The following is a 16537-nucleotide window of genomic DNA, read 5'->3' as shown; positions in this document are numbered from 1 at the left end:
GGGCCGGGGCCAACTGATGACTGCTCGGGTGTGGAGACGTCAGGCGCTCAGACATCAGGTGCTGCGGCGCCGAAGACTGCTGCCGATCGTGCTGGGGATCGCCCTGCTGTTCTCGCTTCTCTCCGGCGGCGCGCGGACCCCCTTCTCTAAGGCCTCGGCCGCCGCTCCGCCACCGCTGGGCGGCTGCATCCCGGGCGGTGTCACCGACGCCTCGGCGCCCGGTCCGAAGACCGCTCTCGCGCCCGCGTCCACGACCCTGGTCTCCCCCGGCACCGGGCTCGTCCAGCGGGTCGGGCGCGAGGGCGCCGAGGCGGCCCTCGGCTCGGAAGCGGTGTCGAGCCCGACCGAGGTCGGCATTCAGCCGCTGGCCGAAGGGCAGGTGCCCGGGCTCGGCGCCGGTATGGAGAACGTGACCAAGGGCCCCCGCGGCTACCGGTTCACGCCCACCCCGCACCACTTCGACAGCGACATCACGGTCTCGCTCCCCTACGACCCCGATGCCCTCAAGGCCACCGGCATGGCGCCGGCGGACGTGCGCACGTTCTTCTTCGACGAAGCGGGCGGCTGCTGGCGCGCGCTGGACCGGGTCTCGGTCGACGAGGAGAACCACCTCGTCGTCTCGCGCACGGACCACTTCACGGACATGGTGAACGCGGCCGTGAGCGCCCCGGAGGGCCCGGAGCAGATCTCGTACGATCCGACGCAGATCAAGGGCATCCAGGCGGCCAATCCCGCCTCGGGCGTGAACCAGATCGCGGCCCCGGCCGCGAACGGCCAGGGCGAGGCCCGGCTGTCGTATCCGCTGGAGCTTCCGGCGGGCCGGGCGGGTCTGCAGCCCTCCCTCGCGGTCACCTACTCCTCCGTCGCGCAGGGCGGCTGGCTGGGCAACGGCTGGGACCTGGCCGTACCCTCCATCGGGATCGACACCCGGTGGGGTGTCCCGCGCTATGACGCGCAGGCCGAGACCGAGACGTACACGATGAGCGGTGAGCAGCTGACCCCTGTCGCACACCGGAGCAAGGCGGAGCCCCGTACGGCCGACAAGGTCTTCCACTCGCGCGTGGAGGGCGAATTCAACCGCATCGTCCGCAAGGGCGACTCACCCAGGAACTACTCCTGGGAGATCACCGACAAGTCCGGCGTCCGCTGGTTCTACGGCGGCGAGGGGGCGACGCTCGCCGACGACGGCGGGAACGGCTTCCACTGGGCGCTGCGCGAAGTACGCGACCCCAACGGCAACACGGTCCGCTACCAGTACGCCAAGGTCGAGGACGCGGGTGTCGCGGGCGGCACGGTCGCGGGCCGCGAGCTGTATGTGAAGAAGGTCGCCTACGCCGGGCGCGGGGACGCCGACGGTCCGTACACCGTCACCTTCGTGCGCGACCGCGAGCTGGACGAGCCGCGCCGCGCGGACGTGTCGATCGACGCGCGCGGCGGCTTCAAGCGGGTGACGGCCGACCTGCTGCGCCGCGTCGAGGTCAAGTTCGAGGACAAGCCGGTCCGCAGCTATGAATTCGCCTACCAGACGGGCGCGTTCCGCAAGACGCTCCTGAAGAGCGTCGAGCAGTACGACGCCGCCGGGAAGGCGTTCAACCGGCACGAGTTCGGCTACTTCGACGACATCCGCGATGCCGGCGGCGCCTACGACGCGTTCGCCAAGGTCGACTGGACCTCACCGGACGACAACGTGCGCAACGGCGCGGTGAACGGAGTGAAGTCGGGGGCGGGCGAGGCCGGTGCGCTCCAGGGCAACACCTCGCGCGCGGCCGGCGGCCATCTGTACGTGGGGTACAGCACGACCGGCCAGAAGTCCGGGTCCGTCGGCGTCAAGGCGGGCTACAGCAGGAGTTCCGACGACGGTCTGCTGGCCCTGATGGACGTCGACGGCGACAACCTGCCGGACAAGGTGTTCAAGAGCGGAGGCGGGTACGTCTTCCGCAAGAACCTCTCCCGGCCCGGCGGGCAGCCGCGGTTCGCGGACAGCACCACCGCGCTGCGCGACCTCCCCGGCATCCTCAGCGAGACCTCCAGCTCCCGCACCATCGGCATCGAGGGCTATGTGGGCGCCGTGGCCGCCCAGTTGGACCATGTCGACACCTTCTCCACCACCCGGCGCTACTTCACCGACGTCAACGCCGACGGCATCACGGACCTGGTGAACGGCTCGGCCGTGCTGTTCGGGCGGATCGGCGCGGACGGCGCGCCGGTGTACGGAGCCGCAGCCGACACACCCGCGCCGATCGGCTCCGGGCGGGTCGACACCGACGGGCTGCTGCCCGACTACGGCAAGGACCGCGAGCGGCGCATCGACTCGTTCCCGCTGGTGGACAGTGTGCGCCGGTGGACGGCGCCGTACGACGGCACGGTGCGCGTCACCGGCGCGGTCGCCCTGGCCCAGCCGAGCGGGGAACGGGAGGAGTTCGCCGATCCCGACGGTGTGCGCGTGGCGGTCCAGCACGAGGACCGGGAGCTGTGGGCGGCGCGCATAGCCGCCGGCGACCACGGCGCGCACCCGCCCGAGGGCGTGGACGCGATCCAGGTCAAGCGCGGCGAGCGGCTGTACTTCCGGGTGGGCTCGGTCTTCGACGGCTCCGGCGACCAGGTCGCCTGGGACCCCCAGGTCACCTATGCCGGAATCGAGGCGACGGACGCCGACGGGCTGCCGCTCGGCTCCTACACCGCGTCCAAGGACTTCACGCTCGCGGGGCGCGCCGCCTCCCTCCCCGCGCCCGTCACCGGCACCCTGCACCTGACGGGCGACGTCACGAAGAAGGCGGCCACCACCGACGACGTCACCGTCCTGATCACCCGCGGCGGCGAGCCGGTCCTGGAGAAGAAGATCGCCGCCGGCGACAGCGGCACCGTCCCGGTCGACGTGGCGGTTCCCGTCACCAAGGGGCAGGAGCTGGCGTGGCGGCTCAAGACCGACTCGGCGATCGATGTCGGCACGCTGGAGTGGACCCCGCTGGCCCGGTACACCGCCGCCGAGGGCGTGGCGGACGCCGACGCCGCGAAGCTGGAGTTCCACCCGCCGTACGACATCGACACCTATCCGCTCAGCAGCGCGACCGCGCCGCCCGCCCCGTACACGGTCACCGGTGGCGGCACGCTCACCGTCACACCGGGTCTCACGGCCGCCGACGGCGTCACGGGACGCGCCGTGTTCACCGTGAAGAAGCGCGGGGTCCTGCTGGCCAAGCGGACCGTGGAACTGGGCGCGCAGCCGCCCCGGGTGGAGGTGTCCGCCGAGGCGGGCGACCAGCTGTACTTCGACTTCGCGGTCGCCGACGCGGCCCTGGTCGGCAAGATCACCGGACATACGGCGGCCGTCGGCGGCGAGGCGGTGCCCGCCACGGTGCACGGCGCCGCCGCCGAGGGCGTCTTCGGCCGTCCGTACCGCGGCTGGGACGTGGTCGGCTACAACGGCAACCGGGAACGCTCCGAACAGCCCGTCAAGCAGGCCGACTTGACCGGTGAGGGGATCCGCGACCAGCTGCCGCGGAACGTCGATCCGGACAAGGACCGGGACGCGTTCGAGAAGGACCCCCGGATCAAGCCGCCGACCGTGGTGCCGTTCACGCCGCAGCCCGAACACGGGCGATGGGGTGCGGGAGAGTTCTCCTGGGTGGCGCCCGGCACGGTCTCCAGCTCCCGCTTCGGCGGTCAGAGCATCGGGCTGCCCACCGCCGGCGCGCTCGCCTCGGCGCACGCCGTCCCCCGGATGTCCAGGAACACCCAGCTCTCGCTGACCGGCAGCCTCGGCGGCGGGGTGGGCAGCGTCGGCGGCAGCATCGCCACCGGCACGTCCAGGGGCGAGCTGGACTACGTCGACATGAACGGCGACGGCTACCCCGATGCCGTCGGGGCGGGCGGCATCCAGTACACCGATCCGACCGGCGTGCTCGGCGCCACCCGGGGCGCACTGCCCGGTGGCGCGGTGCGCGAGTCGGGCACCCGCACCGGCAACGCCAGTGCGGGCAGCGCGGCCCGCACCATCACCACCGGCCGCGGCCACGCGAATCCGCCCGGCTGGAACACGGCCAACACCGCGACGTCGGGCAATGACATGCCCCCGCTCGGAGTCGGCGGCAACCTCGGCTCCGGCACCTCGGACGGCAGGTTCGACCTGCTCGACATCAACGGGGACAGCCTTCCGGACCGGGTCTACGAGGACGGCCGCGCCGCCCTCAACCTCGGATACCGCTTCGCCGCCGCCGAACCGTGGCCCGGCGGCAAGCTCAACGAGGGCTCCAGCTCCAGCGCGGGCCTCAACATCGGCTTCAACACCGACTTCTACGGCTTCGCCGGCGGCGCCTCCTTCGAGCAGGGATCGTCGTCGTCCAAGAACTCCCTGATGGACGTCAACGGCGACGGCCTCGCCGACCGGGTGTTCGCCGGGGACCCCATCAAGGTCGCGCTGAACACCGGCAACGGCTTCGCCGAGCCCGTGCCCTTCAACGGCAGCCTGAACGGCATCAACAACGACGTGAACGCCAAGGTCGGCGGCGGCGTCTACTTCACCGTCTCGATCGGGTTCCCCGGGATCGGCTACCTGATCATCAACCCCGGTGTGAACCTGTCGAGCGGGGCGTCACGCGCCCAGCAGATGCTGCGCGACATCGACGGCGACGGCTTCGCCGACCACCTGGCCTCGGCCAAGGACGGCGAACTCACGGTCGCCTCCAACCGCACCGGCCGCACCAACCTGCTCAAGAGCGTCAAGCGGCCGCTGGGGTCGCGGATCGACCTGGACTACACCCGCGACGGCAACACCTACGACCAACCGGGCTCGCGCTGGCTGATGTCGCGGGTCCAGGTCGCCGACGGCCTGCCCGGCGACGGCCCCGACACCCGTGCGGTGACCTTCTCGTACAAGGACGGGAAGTTCGACCGCCTGGAGCGCGAGTTCCTCGGGTACGGCTCCGTGGCCGCCCGGGAACTCACCGAGGACGGCGCGGTCTACCGGACCAGCACGAGCGAGTACGACACCGACAGCCACTACACCCGGGGCCTGCTCAAGCGGGAGACGGTCACGGATGCCTCCGGGGCGCTGTTCACCGAGAGCCTGAGCACCTACACGCTGCGCGATGTGGCCTCCGGCCGGGACACGGACGGGCGGTCCACCACCGCGGCGGTGTTCCCGCAGCTCACACAGACCCGGACCCGCTGGTACGAAGGGAAGCCGGCGCCCGGCAAGCAGACCGGCACCCAGCTGTCGTACGACGGCCTCGGAAACGTGGTGCGCACCCTGGACCAGGGTGAGGAGGGCCCGGCGGACGACGTCGAGACCACCACGCGCTACACCGAATGCGCCGGCACCCACATCGTCGGCGTCCCCCGCGCCATGGAGGTGCGCGGAGGCGGCACCCTCATGCGCTCGCGCGAGTCGACGGTGGACTGCGACACCGGCAACGTCACCCGCAACCGCGCCGAACTGGCGGACGGCACCGCGGCCGTGACCGACCTCGCCTACTACCCCGACGGCACGCTCAAGTCGGTGACGGCTCCGGCCAACCACCGTGGGCAGCGCTACGAGCGCGGCTACGAGTACGACGAGCCGACCGGCACATACGTCACCGCCACCCGCGACAGCTTCGGCTACCGCTCCACGGCCACGTACGACCTCCGGTTCGGTCAGGTGCTGACCGCCACGGACATCAACGGCCAGGTGCTGGCCACCGCGTACGACGCCGTGGGCCGGGTCGCCTCGGTCACCGGCCCGAACGACCGCTCCGCGGGCCGTCCGACGATCGCCTTCGAGTACCACCCCGAGGCCGCGGTCCCCTACGCCGTGACCCGCCACCTCGACCGCACCGCCGACGGCTCGGCCAAGGACGACACCATCGACACCGTCGCCTTCGCCGACGGTCTGGGCCGGGTGGTGCAGACCAAGAAGGACGCGACGGTCGGCGGCACGGACGTGATGACCGTCTCCGGCCACGCGGTGTACGACGCACTGGGCCGCGCCGTCCAGCAGTACTACCCGGTGACGGAGCCGAAGGACGCGGCGAACACGCAGCTCAACACGGCCTTCGACACCGTACGCCCGACCACGACGGCGTACGACGTGCTGGACCGGGCGGTCCGCACCGAGCTGCCCGACCGCACGGTGACCAGCACGGCGTACGGATTCGGTGAGGACCGCTCCGGCACCCGCCAGTTCGAGACGGTGGCCACCGACGCCAAGGGCAACCAGGCCCGGACCTACAGCGACGTGCGGCAGCGCCGGACCTCCGTGCGCGAGCCGGGCGCGAAGACGGGCCACGCGCCCATCTGGACCAGCTACGCCTACGACCCGCTCGGCCAGCTGACCCGGGTGACCGACGACAAGAACAACGCCACCACCACCGGCTACGACAACTTCGGGCGGCGCACCACCGTCACCAGCCCCGACGCGGGGACGACGACCACGTCGTACGACCCGGCGGGCAATGTGATCCGCAGGGTCACCGCGAACCTGGCGGCCAAGGACCAGGCGATCACCTACGGCTATGACCACAACCGCCTGACGGAGATCGACTACCCGGTCTTCACCGGCAACAACGTCCGCTACACCTACGGCGGGCCCGACGCACCGGGCAACGGCGCGGGCCGGATCACCAAGGTCGAGGACGGGGCGGGCGAGACCCTGCGCAGCTACGGCCCGCTGGGCGAGGTCACCGAGGAGACCCGCACCCTGCCGGGCCCCGGCCCCCACATCCGCTCGTTCAAGACGTCCTTCCGCTACGACAGCTTCAGCCGCGTGCTCCAACTGACCTATCCGGACGGCGAAGTGCTGTCGTACGACTACGACAGCGGCGGCCAGGTCCGCACGGCCACCGGCACCAAGAACGGCTACAGCTACCCCTACCTCAAGCGCCTCGACTACGACAAGTTCGAGCAGCGCGCGCTGATGGAGCTGGGCAACGGCACGCGGACCCGCTTCGACTACGGCGCGGAGGACCGGCGCCTGGCCACACTCAAGTCCACCCTGCCCGACGGCCACGAGTTCCAGAACCTCAGCTACACCTACGACGCCGTCGGCAACGTCACCCGGCAGGCCGACGCCACCGAACTGCCCACCGACACCACCCCCAAGCTGGGCGGTCCGACCGAGCAGACCTACACCTACGACAACCTCTACCGGCTCACCGAGGCCACCGGCTCGTTCCGGTTCATGAAGAACAAGACCGACACCTACTCGGTGTCGACCTCGTACGACACGATCCACAACATCACCGGCAAGAACCAGCACCACGGCATCGTCCTCGACAACGGCAACGAGCAGGTCCAGAAGAACACCACCTACGACCACGCCTACGCGTTCGCCGGCACCCGCCCGCACGCACCGTCGACGGTCGGCCCCGACACCCTGTCGTACGACGCGAACGGCAACCTCGTCGACAGCGCCTCGGCGACGCCGGGCAACCCCCGCCGCCAGCAGATCTGGGACGAGGACAACCGCCTGGCCTGCGTCCACGACACCGCCAAGAACCAGACGCAGCCCCAGGACCCGTCCTCCTGCACCGCGCCCGGCAAGCCCCCGACCGTCCGGTTCCGCTACGACGACCAGGGAAACCGCGTCGTCAAGGACGGCGCCCAGACCACGCTGTATCCGAACCAGAACTACACCGCGCGCAACGAGACCGAGTTCAAGCACGTCTTCGTCGGCACCACCCGGATCGCCACGAAGACGTCCCGGCCCGGCGACGCCTACGAGAAGGACCAGTTCTTCTACCACGGCGACCACCTGGGCTCGACGTCCTTCGGCACCGACGGCACCGGCCGCCTCGCCGAGCACCTGAACTACTTCCCCTCCGGCGAGACCTGGGTCGACGAGCGCCCCGGCGAGAAGAACCCGTACCAGTTCACCGGCAAGGAACTCGACCAGGAGACCGGCTACTACTACCACGGGGCCAGGTACTACGACCCGCGCTCGGGCGTGTGGCAGTCGCCGGACCCGGCGCTGGGCAGCTACCTGGGCGGCTCGCCCAACGGGGGTGTCTACACCCCCGCCAACCTCGCCTCGTACACCTACGCCAACAACAACCCGGCCAACTTCACCGACCCGACCGGGGCCTCCTGGACCTGGCGCGATGTGGCCTGGGGCGCGGCCAAGGGGGCCGGAATCGCCCTGGTCGCCGGCGCGGTCATCGCCGTGGGCGTCGTCGCCCTGCCCGCCGTCGCGGCGGCAGGAGTAGGCGCACTGGCGGGAGCGGCCGCAGGAGCGACAGCGGCGGCGGTGACCAGCACGGCGGTCACCACGACGCTCGTGGTGGCGGGCACCTACGGAGTCGCCACCGAGGGCTACACGCTGGCGACCGGAAAGGAGGCGTGGACCGGCCGGAAACTGAGCGACCGTGAATACGCCGACCGGGCCGGCCAAGCCGTCGGCGGCCTCGTCGCGGGCGGCGTCGGCGCAGCCGTGGGGACGCGCGCCGGCAAGGGCGCGGTCGCAGCCCTCCAGAGCCGGGCGGCCACGGCGGCCGAGGCCCCCGCGGCCGCGGCCACCGAAGAGACCGTAGCCGCGGCCAGGAACCTGGCGAAGGAGCTCTCGCAACTCCCGAGGAAGCAGCAGCCCGGTGCGGCGGAGTCTCTGGGCGTTCCCGGTCAGCCGCCCGTCGCGCACCCCAGCACGGGCGGCGGAGGCGGCTCGCGCCAGCTGCCCGCGGAGCTCCAGAAGCTGCTCGACGCCATTCCCGAGGGCGAGCGAGGACGCAACCACGGGGGCTGCGGGTTGGTGACATGCTTGGCGGAGACCCTGCAGAAGGGCAATGACCCGACCGGGTCCACCGCCGCGGCGTTCAAGGTGCGCCCCCCGGGGCACCCGGACTATCTCGCGCCCATGGGTCCCTGCCCGAGCTGCCAGCCACTGGTCCGCCACTACAAGATCGAATTCCTGACAGGTGATTGAGTGTCCCGTTTCTCTCCCGAAGTCGAAGGGGTCCTTCGCGCGGCCGGGTGGTTCCCCGGCCGCCGCGTGGACATCGAGCCCTGGCGGAAGTCCATGCGCGGCTTCTCCCTGCACGCGGCGGCCGAGGAGTTCCTCCGGGAATTCGGCGGAATCCGGGTGCGGATCAGCGGGCCCGGCATCACGTGCGCACGTGAGCCGTTCGTGATCGACCCGGATCTCGCCTACGGGGAGGAGGAGAAGTTCGCGTACCTGTCCGAGCAGTTCGGGCGCGCCTTCTTCCCGGTGGGCGAGCACGGCAACGGAGAGTTCTACCTGGCGATCGACGCGGAGGGTGTGCTCTACCTGCTCATGAGCGGGGTGCAGCTCCTGGGGCCCAGCGACCTGGGCCTCGATCACCTGATCGTCGGGGTGGCGGCGGAGCGGCTGAGCCCGGCGGATCCGGAGACGGACGCGGGGTGAGACGAAGGAGGCCGGACCGGTCGGCCGCGAGGAGCGCCTCGGCGGCGCGGCGTGCTGCGACGGGCTCGCCGCCGTCCACGCGGTGACCGACGAGCTCCGTCCCTGCGGCCGTCCGCGCCACCGGGCCCCGGGCAGCCCCTCGTGCTCGGCAGCACTGCGGACGCCGACGCGGCCACCGGCTGGAGCAGCTGCTCGATCGGCGCACGCCACTGCCGCGCGCTGCTCCGCGGCGAACCCTCGGCAGTCTCTTCCGCGGTAGCCTGCCCGTCGAGACCGCCGCTCCGGGCGACTCTCTCAGACTGAGCGAACCGCCCGTACCCATATCCGGTCCTCGGTCAGGTACGCGTCGACCTTCAGGCCCGCTTCGGCGAGCGCCTGCTCGAACTGCTGCTTCGTCAACGGCCGGGCCAAGAACGTCTGTGTCCACGTGGCGTCAGGGAACTCGTACTCCGCGTACACCGAGTTCACGCCGTCCCCGACGGGCTCCGCCGACACCATCCGCACGGTGAAACCGCTGGGGTCCACGCGCTCGCGTGGCAGGTTCGTGTGGTAATCCTCGCCCTCCCGCTGGATGAGCACACAGCCGTCCGTCGCGACATGCCGGGCACAGGTACGCAGCAGCGCCCGCCGTATCTCGACATCCCCGGCGTGCACGAGGAACGACGCGAGTATCACCACATCGAACGTCTCGCCCAGGTCGAGGTCCTCGATCGGGCTGCATACCGTACGTGCCCCACGGACGCGCTCCACCATCTCCTCGGACTCGTCCACCGCGGTCACCGTGAAACCCCGCTCCAGGAGCGGGTGGGTCATGCGCCCCACACCACACCCCAGCTCCAGGACGCAGGCACCCGCCGGCACGGCCCCGGCCACGATGTCCGGCTCGTCCCCGATCGGCAGCCGCGAGTACAGCTCCACCGCACAGCCATCCGGGGTGATCGGCCCCGGCCCCGTCCCCTGATGTCCCGCTCGCATGCTCAGTCCCATGCCCCTCCAACGGGCCGGCACCCTACGGCCGTTCCCTCACCCGGCGAGTTCACCCATGTGGGTGACAACGGCACCACGTCCGGGGCGGTCATGTTGCCGGACGCCACGGGCAGACCGTCAGGACCGTCCGGCCCGCGCCCTCGGTGGCGCCCTCGCTGTAGTCGATCACTCCGAGGTAGCAGCGCCGCGGATGGAGCCTTCTCCAGGCCACGGTGATGTCGGTCCGGTCCCCCGCGGACACCTTGAGGGCCGAGGGGGTGACCGTGGCCGCGGCGGCGGGCTCGTCCGGGCCCACCAGCCAGGTCCGGAGCGTGAACGGCAGGGCGGCCGACGGGTCCAGCGCGCCCCACTGGTTCAGATAGACGTCGTAGTCTCCGGGTTCGGTCAGCATGACGGATTCCTCGGAGCCGCCCGACCGGCTGGAGACGACGGGCTTGCCGCCCCGGTAGACGTACATGTCGATGTCCTGCCCCTGGCTGGACTCCTCTCCCAGCAGGGCGATGCGCGCCAGCTGGGTTCCTTCGGGCACATGGATCCTCAGCTTCGCCGTCGCCGGGCCTTCGGCGGGCGCGCCGGGGCGGAAGTCGTAGTTGGTGCCGGTGAGCCGGCCCCTGGTGGCGGTGTCGGCGTACAGGCCGCGCAGCCGGGTGCCGAGCTCGCCCTCCCAGCCGACCTGCGCCGACAGCGTCACCGAGCCGTCGGTGCCCGTGCCCTTGGCCTTGGAGGGTACGGACAGCTGGTGCGCCTGTACGGCGAGCGGGCTGCGCACCCGGTGGTGGCCGTGCGCGTCGCTCCACGTCACCGAGCCGAAGCTCCAGGCGTCGTACACCGCGTCGGTCTGCGTGAAGTCCACGGTGTAGCGGGCCGATGCTCCCGGCTCGATCTCCAGGACGTTCGGCGACACCCGTGCCTGGAATCCGTCAGGCACCTCAAGGGCGGCCTTGTAGACCGCCTTGGTGGACCCCACGTTGGTGACGGTGCGGGTGACGGTCTGCCGTCCGGTCAGGGCGCCGACGGCGATGGACGGGTAGTTGAAGTCACTCCTGTCGATCTTCCTGGCGGCCGCGCACGAGCCGCCGTCGCCGGCCTGGGACGCGCGGGGGCCGGAGCAGAGGAAGTCGGTCCACTCGGCGGAGGTGGAGTCGTAGACGAGGCCGGGGTCGAGTGCCGCGGCGGGTGCGACATGGCCGGAGCCGTAGTCGAGCGGGGTGGCGTCCGCGCCGGAACGCTGGATCGGCCGGTTCTGGTTGTCCATGGTGTACGCGGTGGTCATCAGCGCCGACTTCACCGCCATGGGGGACCAGTCGGGGTGCTGGGCCCGGATCAGCAGGGCGAGGCCGGCGATGTGCGGGGCGGACATCGACGTGCCCGACATGAGGCCGAAGCCGCCCTCGAAGACGCCGTTCGTGCCGCCGGGGACCACGCCCGCGGCGATGTCCACGCCCGGTGCCGTGAGGTCCGGCTTGAGCAGGTCGCCGCCGGTGAGGGGATCCGGTCCCGAGGAGGAGAACCCGGCCACTTCCGGCGCCCGCTGCGGGACGCTCCGCACGGCGCCGAGCCGTGCTGTGGCACCGGTGCCGGCGGCGTACGCCTTGACGGCGGCGCCGTCCGTGGCGTTCACATGGACGGTGGGCACCGAGTGGACCTCGGCGACGAGTTCCTGCGCGTCCGTGGTGTTGGCCAGGACCATGGCGATGCCGCCCGCCCGCTTGACCTCAGCGCTCTTCTGGATACGCGCGTTCTTGCCCCGTGTGCAGATCACGATCCGGCGCCGGGCCTTCGCACGGTCGAGTGTGTCCGGGGCGCAGAGGGAGGCCTGGGCCGGGTCGGTGCCCTTGCGGCCCGCCGCGGCGGCGTCGACCAGCGGGGCGGAGGGGACGGCCGTACCGGCGCCCGTCCCGCTGAATGCGGTGCCGTCGCCAAGGGTGAGGGCCGCCCGGTATCCGGTGTCGTCGAGGGAGGCGGCCACCGTGGTCACCCAGGGGGGCGTGTTCATCACCGTGCCCGGCCCGGCGTTGCCCGCCGAGGCGACGATGAACACTCCGGCCGCGGCGGCGTTGAACTGGGCGACGGACAGCGGGTTGTCCACGGTGTTGAGCGGAACCCCGATGGACATGCTGATCGCGTCGACGCCGTCGGCCACGGCCTTGTCCAGGGCGGCGACCACGTCCGCCAGGGCGCAGCTGCCCTCGCCCCAGCACGCCTTGTAGACGGCGAGGCGGGCGGCGGGTGCCATGCCCGACAGCCTGCCGCCGAGGGAGGTGCGCGGGATGGACGCCGCGACCGCGTGGTTCCCGACGGCGGTGGTGGCGGTGTGGGTGCCGTGGCCCTCGGTGTCCAGCGGAGACGCCGAGTCCCTGGGACCGGGCTCGGCCGCCTCGTTGAAGTAGGCGGCACCGATCACTTTGTTGTTGCAGCTGACCACGTGGTCCGGGTCGGCGCCGGCGTCGCAGCCTCCCCGCCATTTCCTCGCGATGACCGCGGCGTCGGGGCGGGGCCCGGGCAGCGGCTGGAGCAGGGGGTTGGCCGGGTCGAAGCCGGAGTCGACGACCCCGAGGATCATGCCTTCACCGGCGCGCTCGGCGCCGCCCGGGAACTTCGACCAGAGGCCCTTGTCGCCGGTCAGGCCGAGGAAGCGGGGAACGTCGGCGAACGCGGTCACGGCGCCCGTGCCCGGCGCCGGATCGCCGCCTCGCGGGCGCGGGGATCGCGGGGCCGGGGCCTGCGGAGCCGGTGCCTGCGGCAAGGAACGGGCCGAATCCGTGGACTGGTCGGCCAGCTCGAGCCTCTCGTCGCGCGTCACCGACACCACGCCGGCCAGCGAGGCCAGCCGGGCGGCCTGCGCGCCGGTCAGCCGCGCGGCGAACCCGTTGAGCGCGTAGTGGTACTCGTAGAGAACGGTCGGCTCCTTCGCCGCCCCGACCGTCCTGGACAGGTCCGCGAGTACGCCCTCCCGCCGCCGGTCCAGCCTGGCGATGTAGCGCCGTACGGCGTCGGAGCCCGCGTCCAGCCGCCGCCCCGGCAGGGGCCTGGTCCCCTCGTGCGTGGCCACCGGCCGGTCCGCCAGGCGCACCAGGTAGACGCCGTCCCTGTAGCCCTTCCCAGGGTCGGCGGCCCGCGCGGGCACGGAGGCGGCCGAGCACAGGCCCGCGGCAAGCACTGAGGCCATGGCCAGGGGCAGGACAGTGGCTCTGCGGCCTTTTTGACGTGTCATCACCAGGGCTGGCTTCCCCGCCCGGTGCGGTTCGTCCCGTATACCGGGTGAGGGATCGCCCGTTCGACCGACCTTCCCACGCGTGCGGAGCACGGCGGCGCCGTCGCCTCGGCATCCACGGTGCGCGGGCGCTCCCGGTGCCGAAAGGCTGGACGCCGGCTCAGGGAGTCGCGTTCCTCCTCGTGAACACCCCTTGCAGGCCGCTTCTGTCACTGATGCCCAGCTTGCGGTAGGCGCGGCCGAGCGTGTTGTCCACGGTTCTCACCGACACTCCGCACTGGGCGGCGATCTCCTTGCTGGTACGCCCCTGGGCCGCCAGGAGCGCCATCTCGCGCTCCCGAGGGGTGAGATCGGCGGCCGGTGACAGGTGGGCGAGCAAGGGGGTGGCGGGTTCCTCGCACTCCTGGAGGAAGGAGAAGGCGCGGGCCGTGACCCGGTGTGCGGCACGGAGTGCGGTTGAGCCCCCCGCCGTGCGCCACAGGTGGCCTGCCTGGGCGAGGCTTTCGGCGGCGAGCAGCGGGGCGCCCATGGCCGCCCAGATGTCGGCCACGGCCGACAGCGCCTCGGGGTCGCGCCGGACGAGGGCCTGGGCCTGGGCCGCGCGTGCGGCCGCGTAGGGGCCCTGCGCCTGCCCGGCCAGGGCGAGCAGTCCTGCCGCCGCAGAGTGCTCTCCCCAGCGCAGCAGGTCGTGCCGGAGCGCGATGGCGGCGGAGACCTCGCCCTGGGCCAGGGCTTCCTCCGAGGCGGTACGCAGGACGTCGGCGGCTTCCGTGGGCCGGCCCTGACAGCGCAGGACCCAGGCGTGGGCACGCAGGGTGTCGGCCTGGCGCAGCGGAGTGCCGGGTTCGGCGGCCAGGGAGGCGAGTGCGACGGCCTCGGGGTCGACACGTCCCGCGTACGCCTCGGCCAGCACGATCCCGGCCACCGCGCGCTGCTCGGCGTAGCGGTGGCCGCACAGATGTGCCTGGGCCCGGGCCTCGCGGAAGTGGCGGGCCGCTTCCAGCGTCCTGCCCCGGTCCAGCGCGATACGCCCGCGTATCCAGTTGAACCACACGACCAAGGCGGGGACCGGTGAACGCAGCAGGTCGTCGAAGCCTTCCTGGGCGACCTGTTCGGCTTCGTCGAGGTGTCCGGCCTCCAGCAGGGCCCAGGCGATGAGGTAGAGGCTGCGCGCCGGGTAGAAGACCGCGGTGCGTTCGGCGAGGGCGCGATGCGCGGTGTGGGCGGCCCAGCCGGTGCCGACGGCCTCCTCGGCCCGGCCGGAGGCGAGTTGTACGCGGAGGCGTCCCTGCAGGAGCAGGACGTCGGCGGGGGTGAGGGGCGCGTCGGGCGGTACGGGGGGCCAGGCGTCCAGCACGGTGCGCGCGGCCGCGATGCGGCCCGCCGAGGTGAGCAGGGTCGCCCTCCAGCCGTCGAGTGCGGGTGACGGCCCGCCGCGCAGCACCGCCTCGTCCAGTACGGCCAGGGCCCGGCTGAGGTTGCCCGGTCCGTAGAAGTGGTGCACGGCCAAGGTCAGGGCGGCGGAGGCGAGTTGGGTGCCGTCGGCCGTCGCGAAGGTGTCCTCCAGTACGGCGAGTCCTTCGGTGAACTCGCCGCGCTGTCCGAGTGCTTCGCCCAGCATGAGTCCGGCCCGGACGTTCGGGCCGTGCGCCAAGGCGGCTCGGGCGAGCCGGCACATGGAGTCGACGTCGTCGACGTACATGGCCTGTGCCGCGGCGCGTACCAGCAGCGCGGGGTCGGCGGTGCCGGTGGCGTCGAGTTCCCAGCGGGCCAGGGCCAGCGCGTCCCCGGAGCGCCGGGCTCCGTGGTCGCGCACCCGGGCGGCCTGTTCCAGGAGCAGGGCGCGCGCTCTGAGCCGGGTGACGCTGGAGCGGAGGCTCTGGGCGTGGAGCGGGTGGGCGAGGGACAGCTGCTCACGCCGCCCGTCGAGGTGGGAGACGATGAGCTGCTGCTCCTCCAGGTCGGCGAGGACGGCCGGGCTCGCGTGGGCGAAGCCGTCGCGCAGTCCGATCGCGCCGCACAGCGCCAGCAGTTCGAGCAGGCTGCGCCGGTCGGGTGGGAGCGCGGCGAGCCGGTCGTCGAACGGGATGCCGTGCAGAGGCGCCGCGAGCGGCTGCCGCAGGCACCAGACACCGTGAACCCGGTGGAGGTGGCCGTCGGAAAGGGCGGCCCGCAGGAGCTCGCGCAGGACCAACGGGTTGCCCTGTGCGGTCTTCCACAGAACGTGCGCGGTGTACGCGGCGACCGGTCCGCCCACCGCCGCGCTCAGCAGTGCGGCGCTCTCCTGGGCGTTCAGCGTCGTCAGGGCGGTGTGGTGCAGGGCGTCCTCGCGCCATAAGGACCGCAGGACATCCGGCCACTCGGCGCCGTCGGGGAGGGTCGCGGCCACGAAAAGCGTGGCATCGGCCAGTAGCAGGGAGATCAGGGCCAAGGAGGTCGGATCGAGGAGGTGGAAGTCGTCCACCACCAGCACGGTGGGGCGGCCGAGTGCCGTGCGGCGAGCCGCCATCCGCCTTCTGACGTCGTGGAAGAAATCGGCGGGATCTGTCGCGTGGGCATCGGGCGGGAGCAGCGGGGTCAGGGCCGACAGGGGAAGGGAGCGTGCACTGTGCGTGGCCTGGACACGGATGGCTCCGCTTCCGCTCCTGCGGCCGATCCCGGCGAGGAACTCCCCCGCCAGGCGGCTCTTGCCGACGCCGGGCGGCCCCGTGATGACGGCCGCCTTGCAGGTGGGGCTGCGCGGCAGGCGGTGCAGTGCTGCGAGTTCCGCCGCCCGGCCGACGAAGGGCAGGCGGCCGCCCCAGGTGGTCTCCATGCTCTGTTCCCCCTCGGGCGTCTGGGGTGCCGGCCCCCCAGCCGGACACTCCCCAGACGCGTGCATGGTGCAGCGTGCCAGGTCAGGACGCGGGAAAGCACGGCCGGCACTCACCGCCCCGCGCGCGCAAGCAGGTAACGGGTCTCGTTCATGAAGTAGTCGCCGGGGA

At 72.1% G+C, this 16537-nt stretch carries 5 protein-coding genes; 2 read left to right on the top strand and 3 right to left on the bottom strand.

Annotation, left to right across the window (positions count from 1 at the left end; translation table 11 throughout):
• Window positions 1-16: 16 nt before the first annotated feature.
• Window positions 17-8893 (top strand): SpvB/TcaC N-terminal domain-containing protein, encoded by an 8877-nt coding sequence (locus QIY60_RS30895; RefSeq protein ID WP_283145469.1) that lies wholly within the window; start codon window positions 17-19, stop codon window positions 8891-8893.
• Complete coding sequence (locus QIY60_RS30890) at window positions 8894-9352, top strand: SUKH-3 domain-containing protein (RefSeq protein ID WP_283145468.1); 459 nt, start codon at window positions 8894-8896, stop codon at window positions 9350-9352.
• A gap of 294 nt (window positions 9353-9646) precedes the next feature.
• On the opposite strand, the gene QIY60_RS30885 is transcribed toward QIY60_RS30890, so the two are convergent.
• The 3 genes from QIY60_RS30885 to QIY60_RS30875 all read right to left on the bottom strand — a co-directional run bounded on the left by QIY60_RS30885 (window position 9647) and on the right by QIY60_RS30875 (window position 16368).
• On the bottom strand, window positions 9647-10339 hold the full coding sequence (locus QIY60_RS30885) for a class I SAM-dependent methyltransferase (RefSeq protein WP_283145467.1): 693 nt from the start codon (window positions 10337-10339) through the stop codon (window positions 9647-9649).
• Window positions 10340-10427: 88 nt separating this feature from the next.
• Window positions 10428-13508 (bottom strand): S8 family serine peptidase, encoded by a 3081-nt coding sequence (locus tag QIY60_RS30880; RefSeq protein WP_283145466.1) that lies wholly within the window; start codon window positions 13506-13508, stop codon window positions 10428-10430.
• A 205-nt stretch (window positions 13509-13713) separates the two neighbouring features.
• Window positions 13714-16368: a LuxR family transcriptional regulator gene (locus tag QIY60_RS30875; RefSeq protein WP_283145465.1), complete on the bottom strand. Its 2655-nt coding sequence runs from the start codon at window positions 16366-16368 to the stop codon at window positions 13714-13716.
• Between the last annotated feature and the right edge of the window lie 169 nt (window positions 16369-16537).

Source organism: Streptomyces sp. BPTC-684, from assembly GCF_030028635.1.
GTDB classification, from domain to species: Bacteria; Actinomycetota; Actinomycetes; order Streptomycetales; family Streptomycetaceae; genus Streptomyces; species Streptomyces noboritoensis.
The sequence above is the reverse complement of the archived record's forward strand: the minus strand, read 5'-3'. Positions and strand labels throughout refer to the sequence as shown.

Coding starts and splice junctions, on each gene's coding strand:
- QIY60_RS30895 (WP_283145469.1), top strand. CDS start 17: ATGACTGCTCGGGTGTGGAGACGTCAGGCGCTCAGACATCAGGTGCTG.
- QIY60_RS30885 (WP_283145467.1), bottom strand. CDS start 10,339: ATGGGACTGAGCATGCGAGCGGGACATCAGGGGACGGGGCCGGGGCCG.
- QIY60_RS30880 (WP_283145466.1), bottom strand. CDS start 13,508: ATGGCCTCAGTGCTTGCCGCGGGCCTGTGCTCGGCCGCCTCCGTGCCC.
- QIY60_RS30875 (WP_283145465.1), bottom strand. CDS start 16,368: ATGGAGACCACCTGGGGCGGCCGCCTGCCCTTCGTCGGCCGGGCGGCG.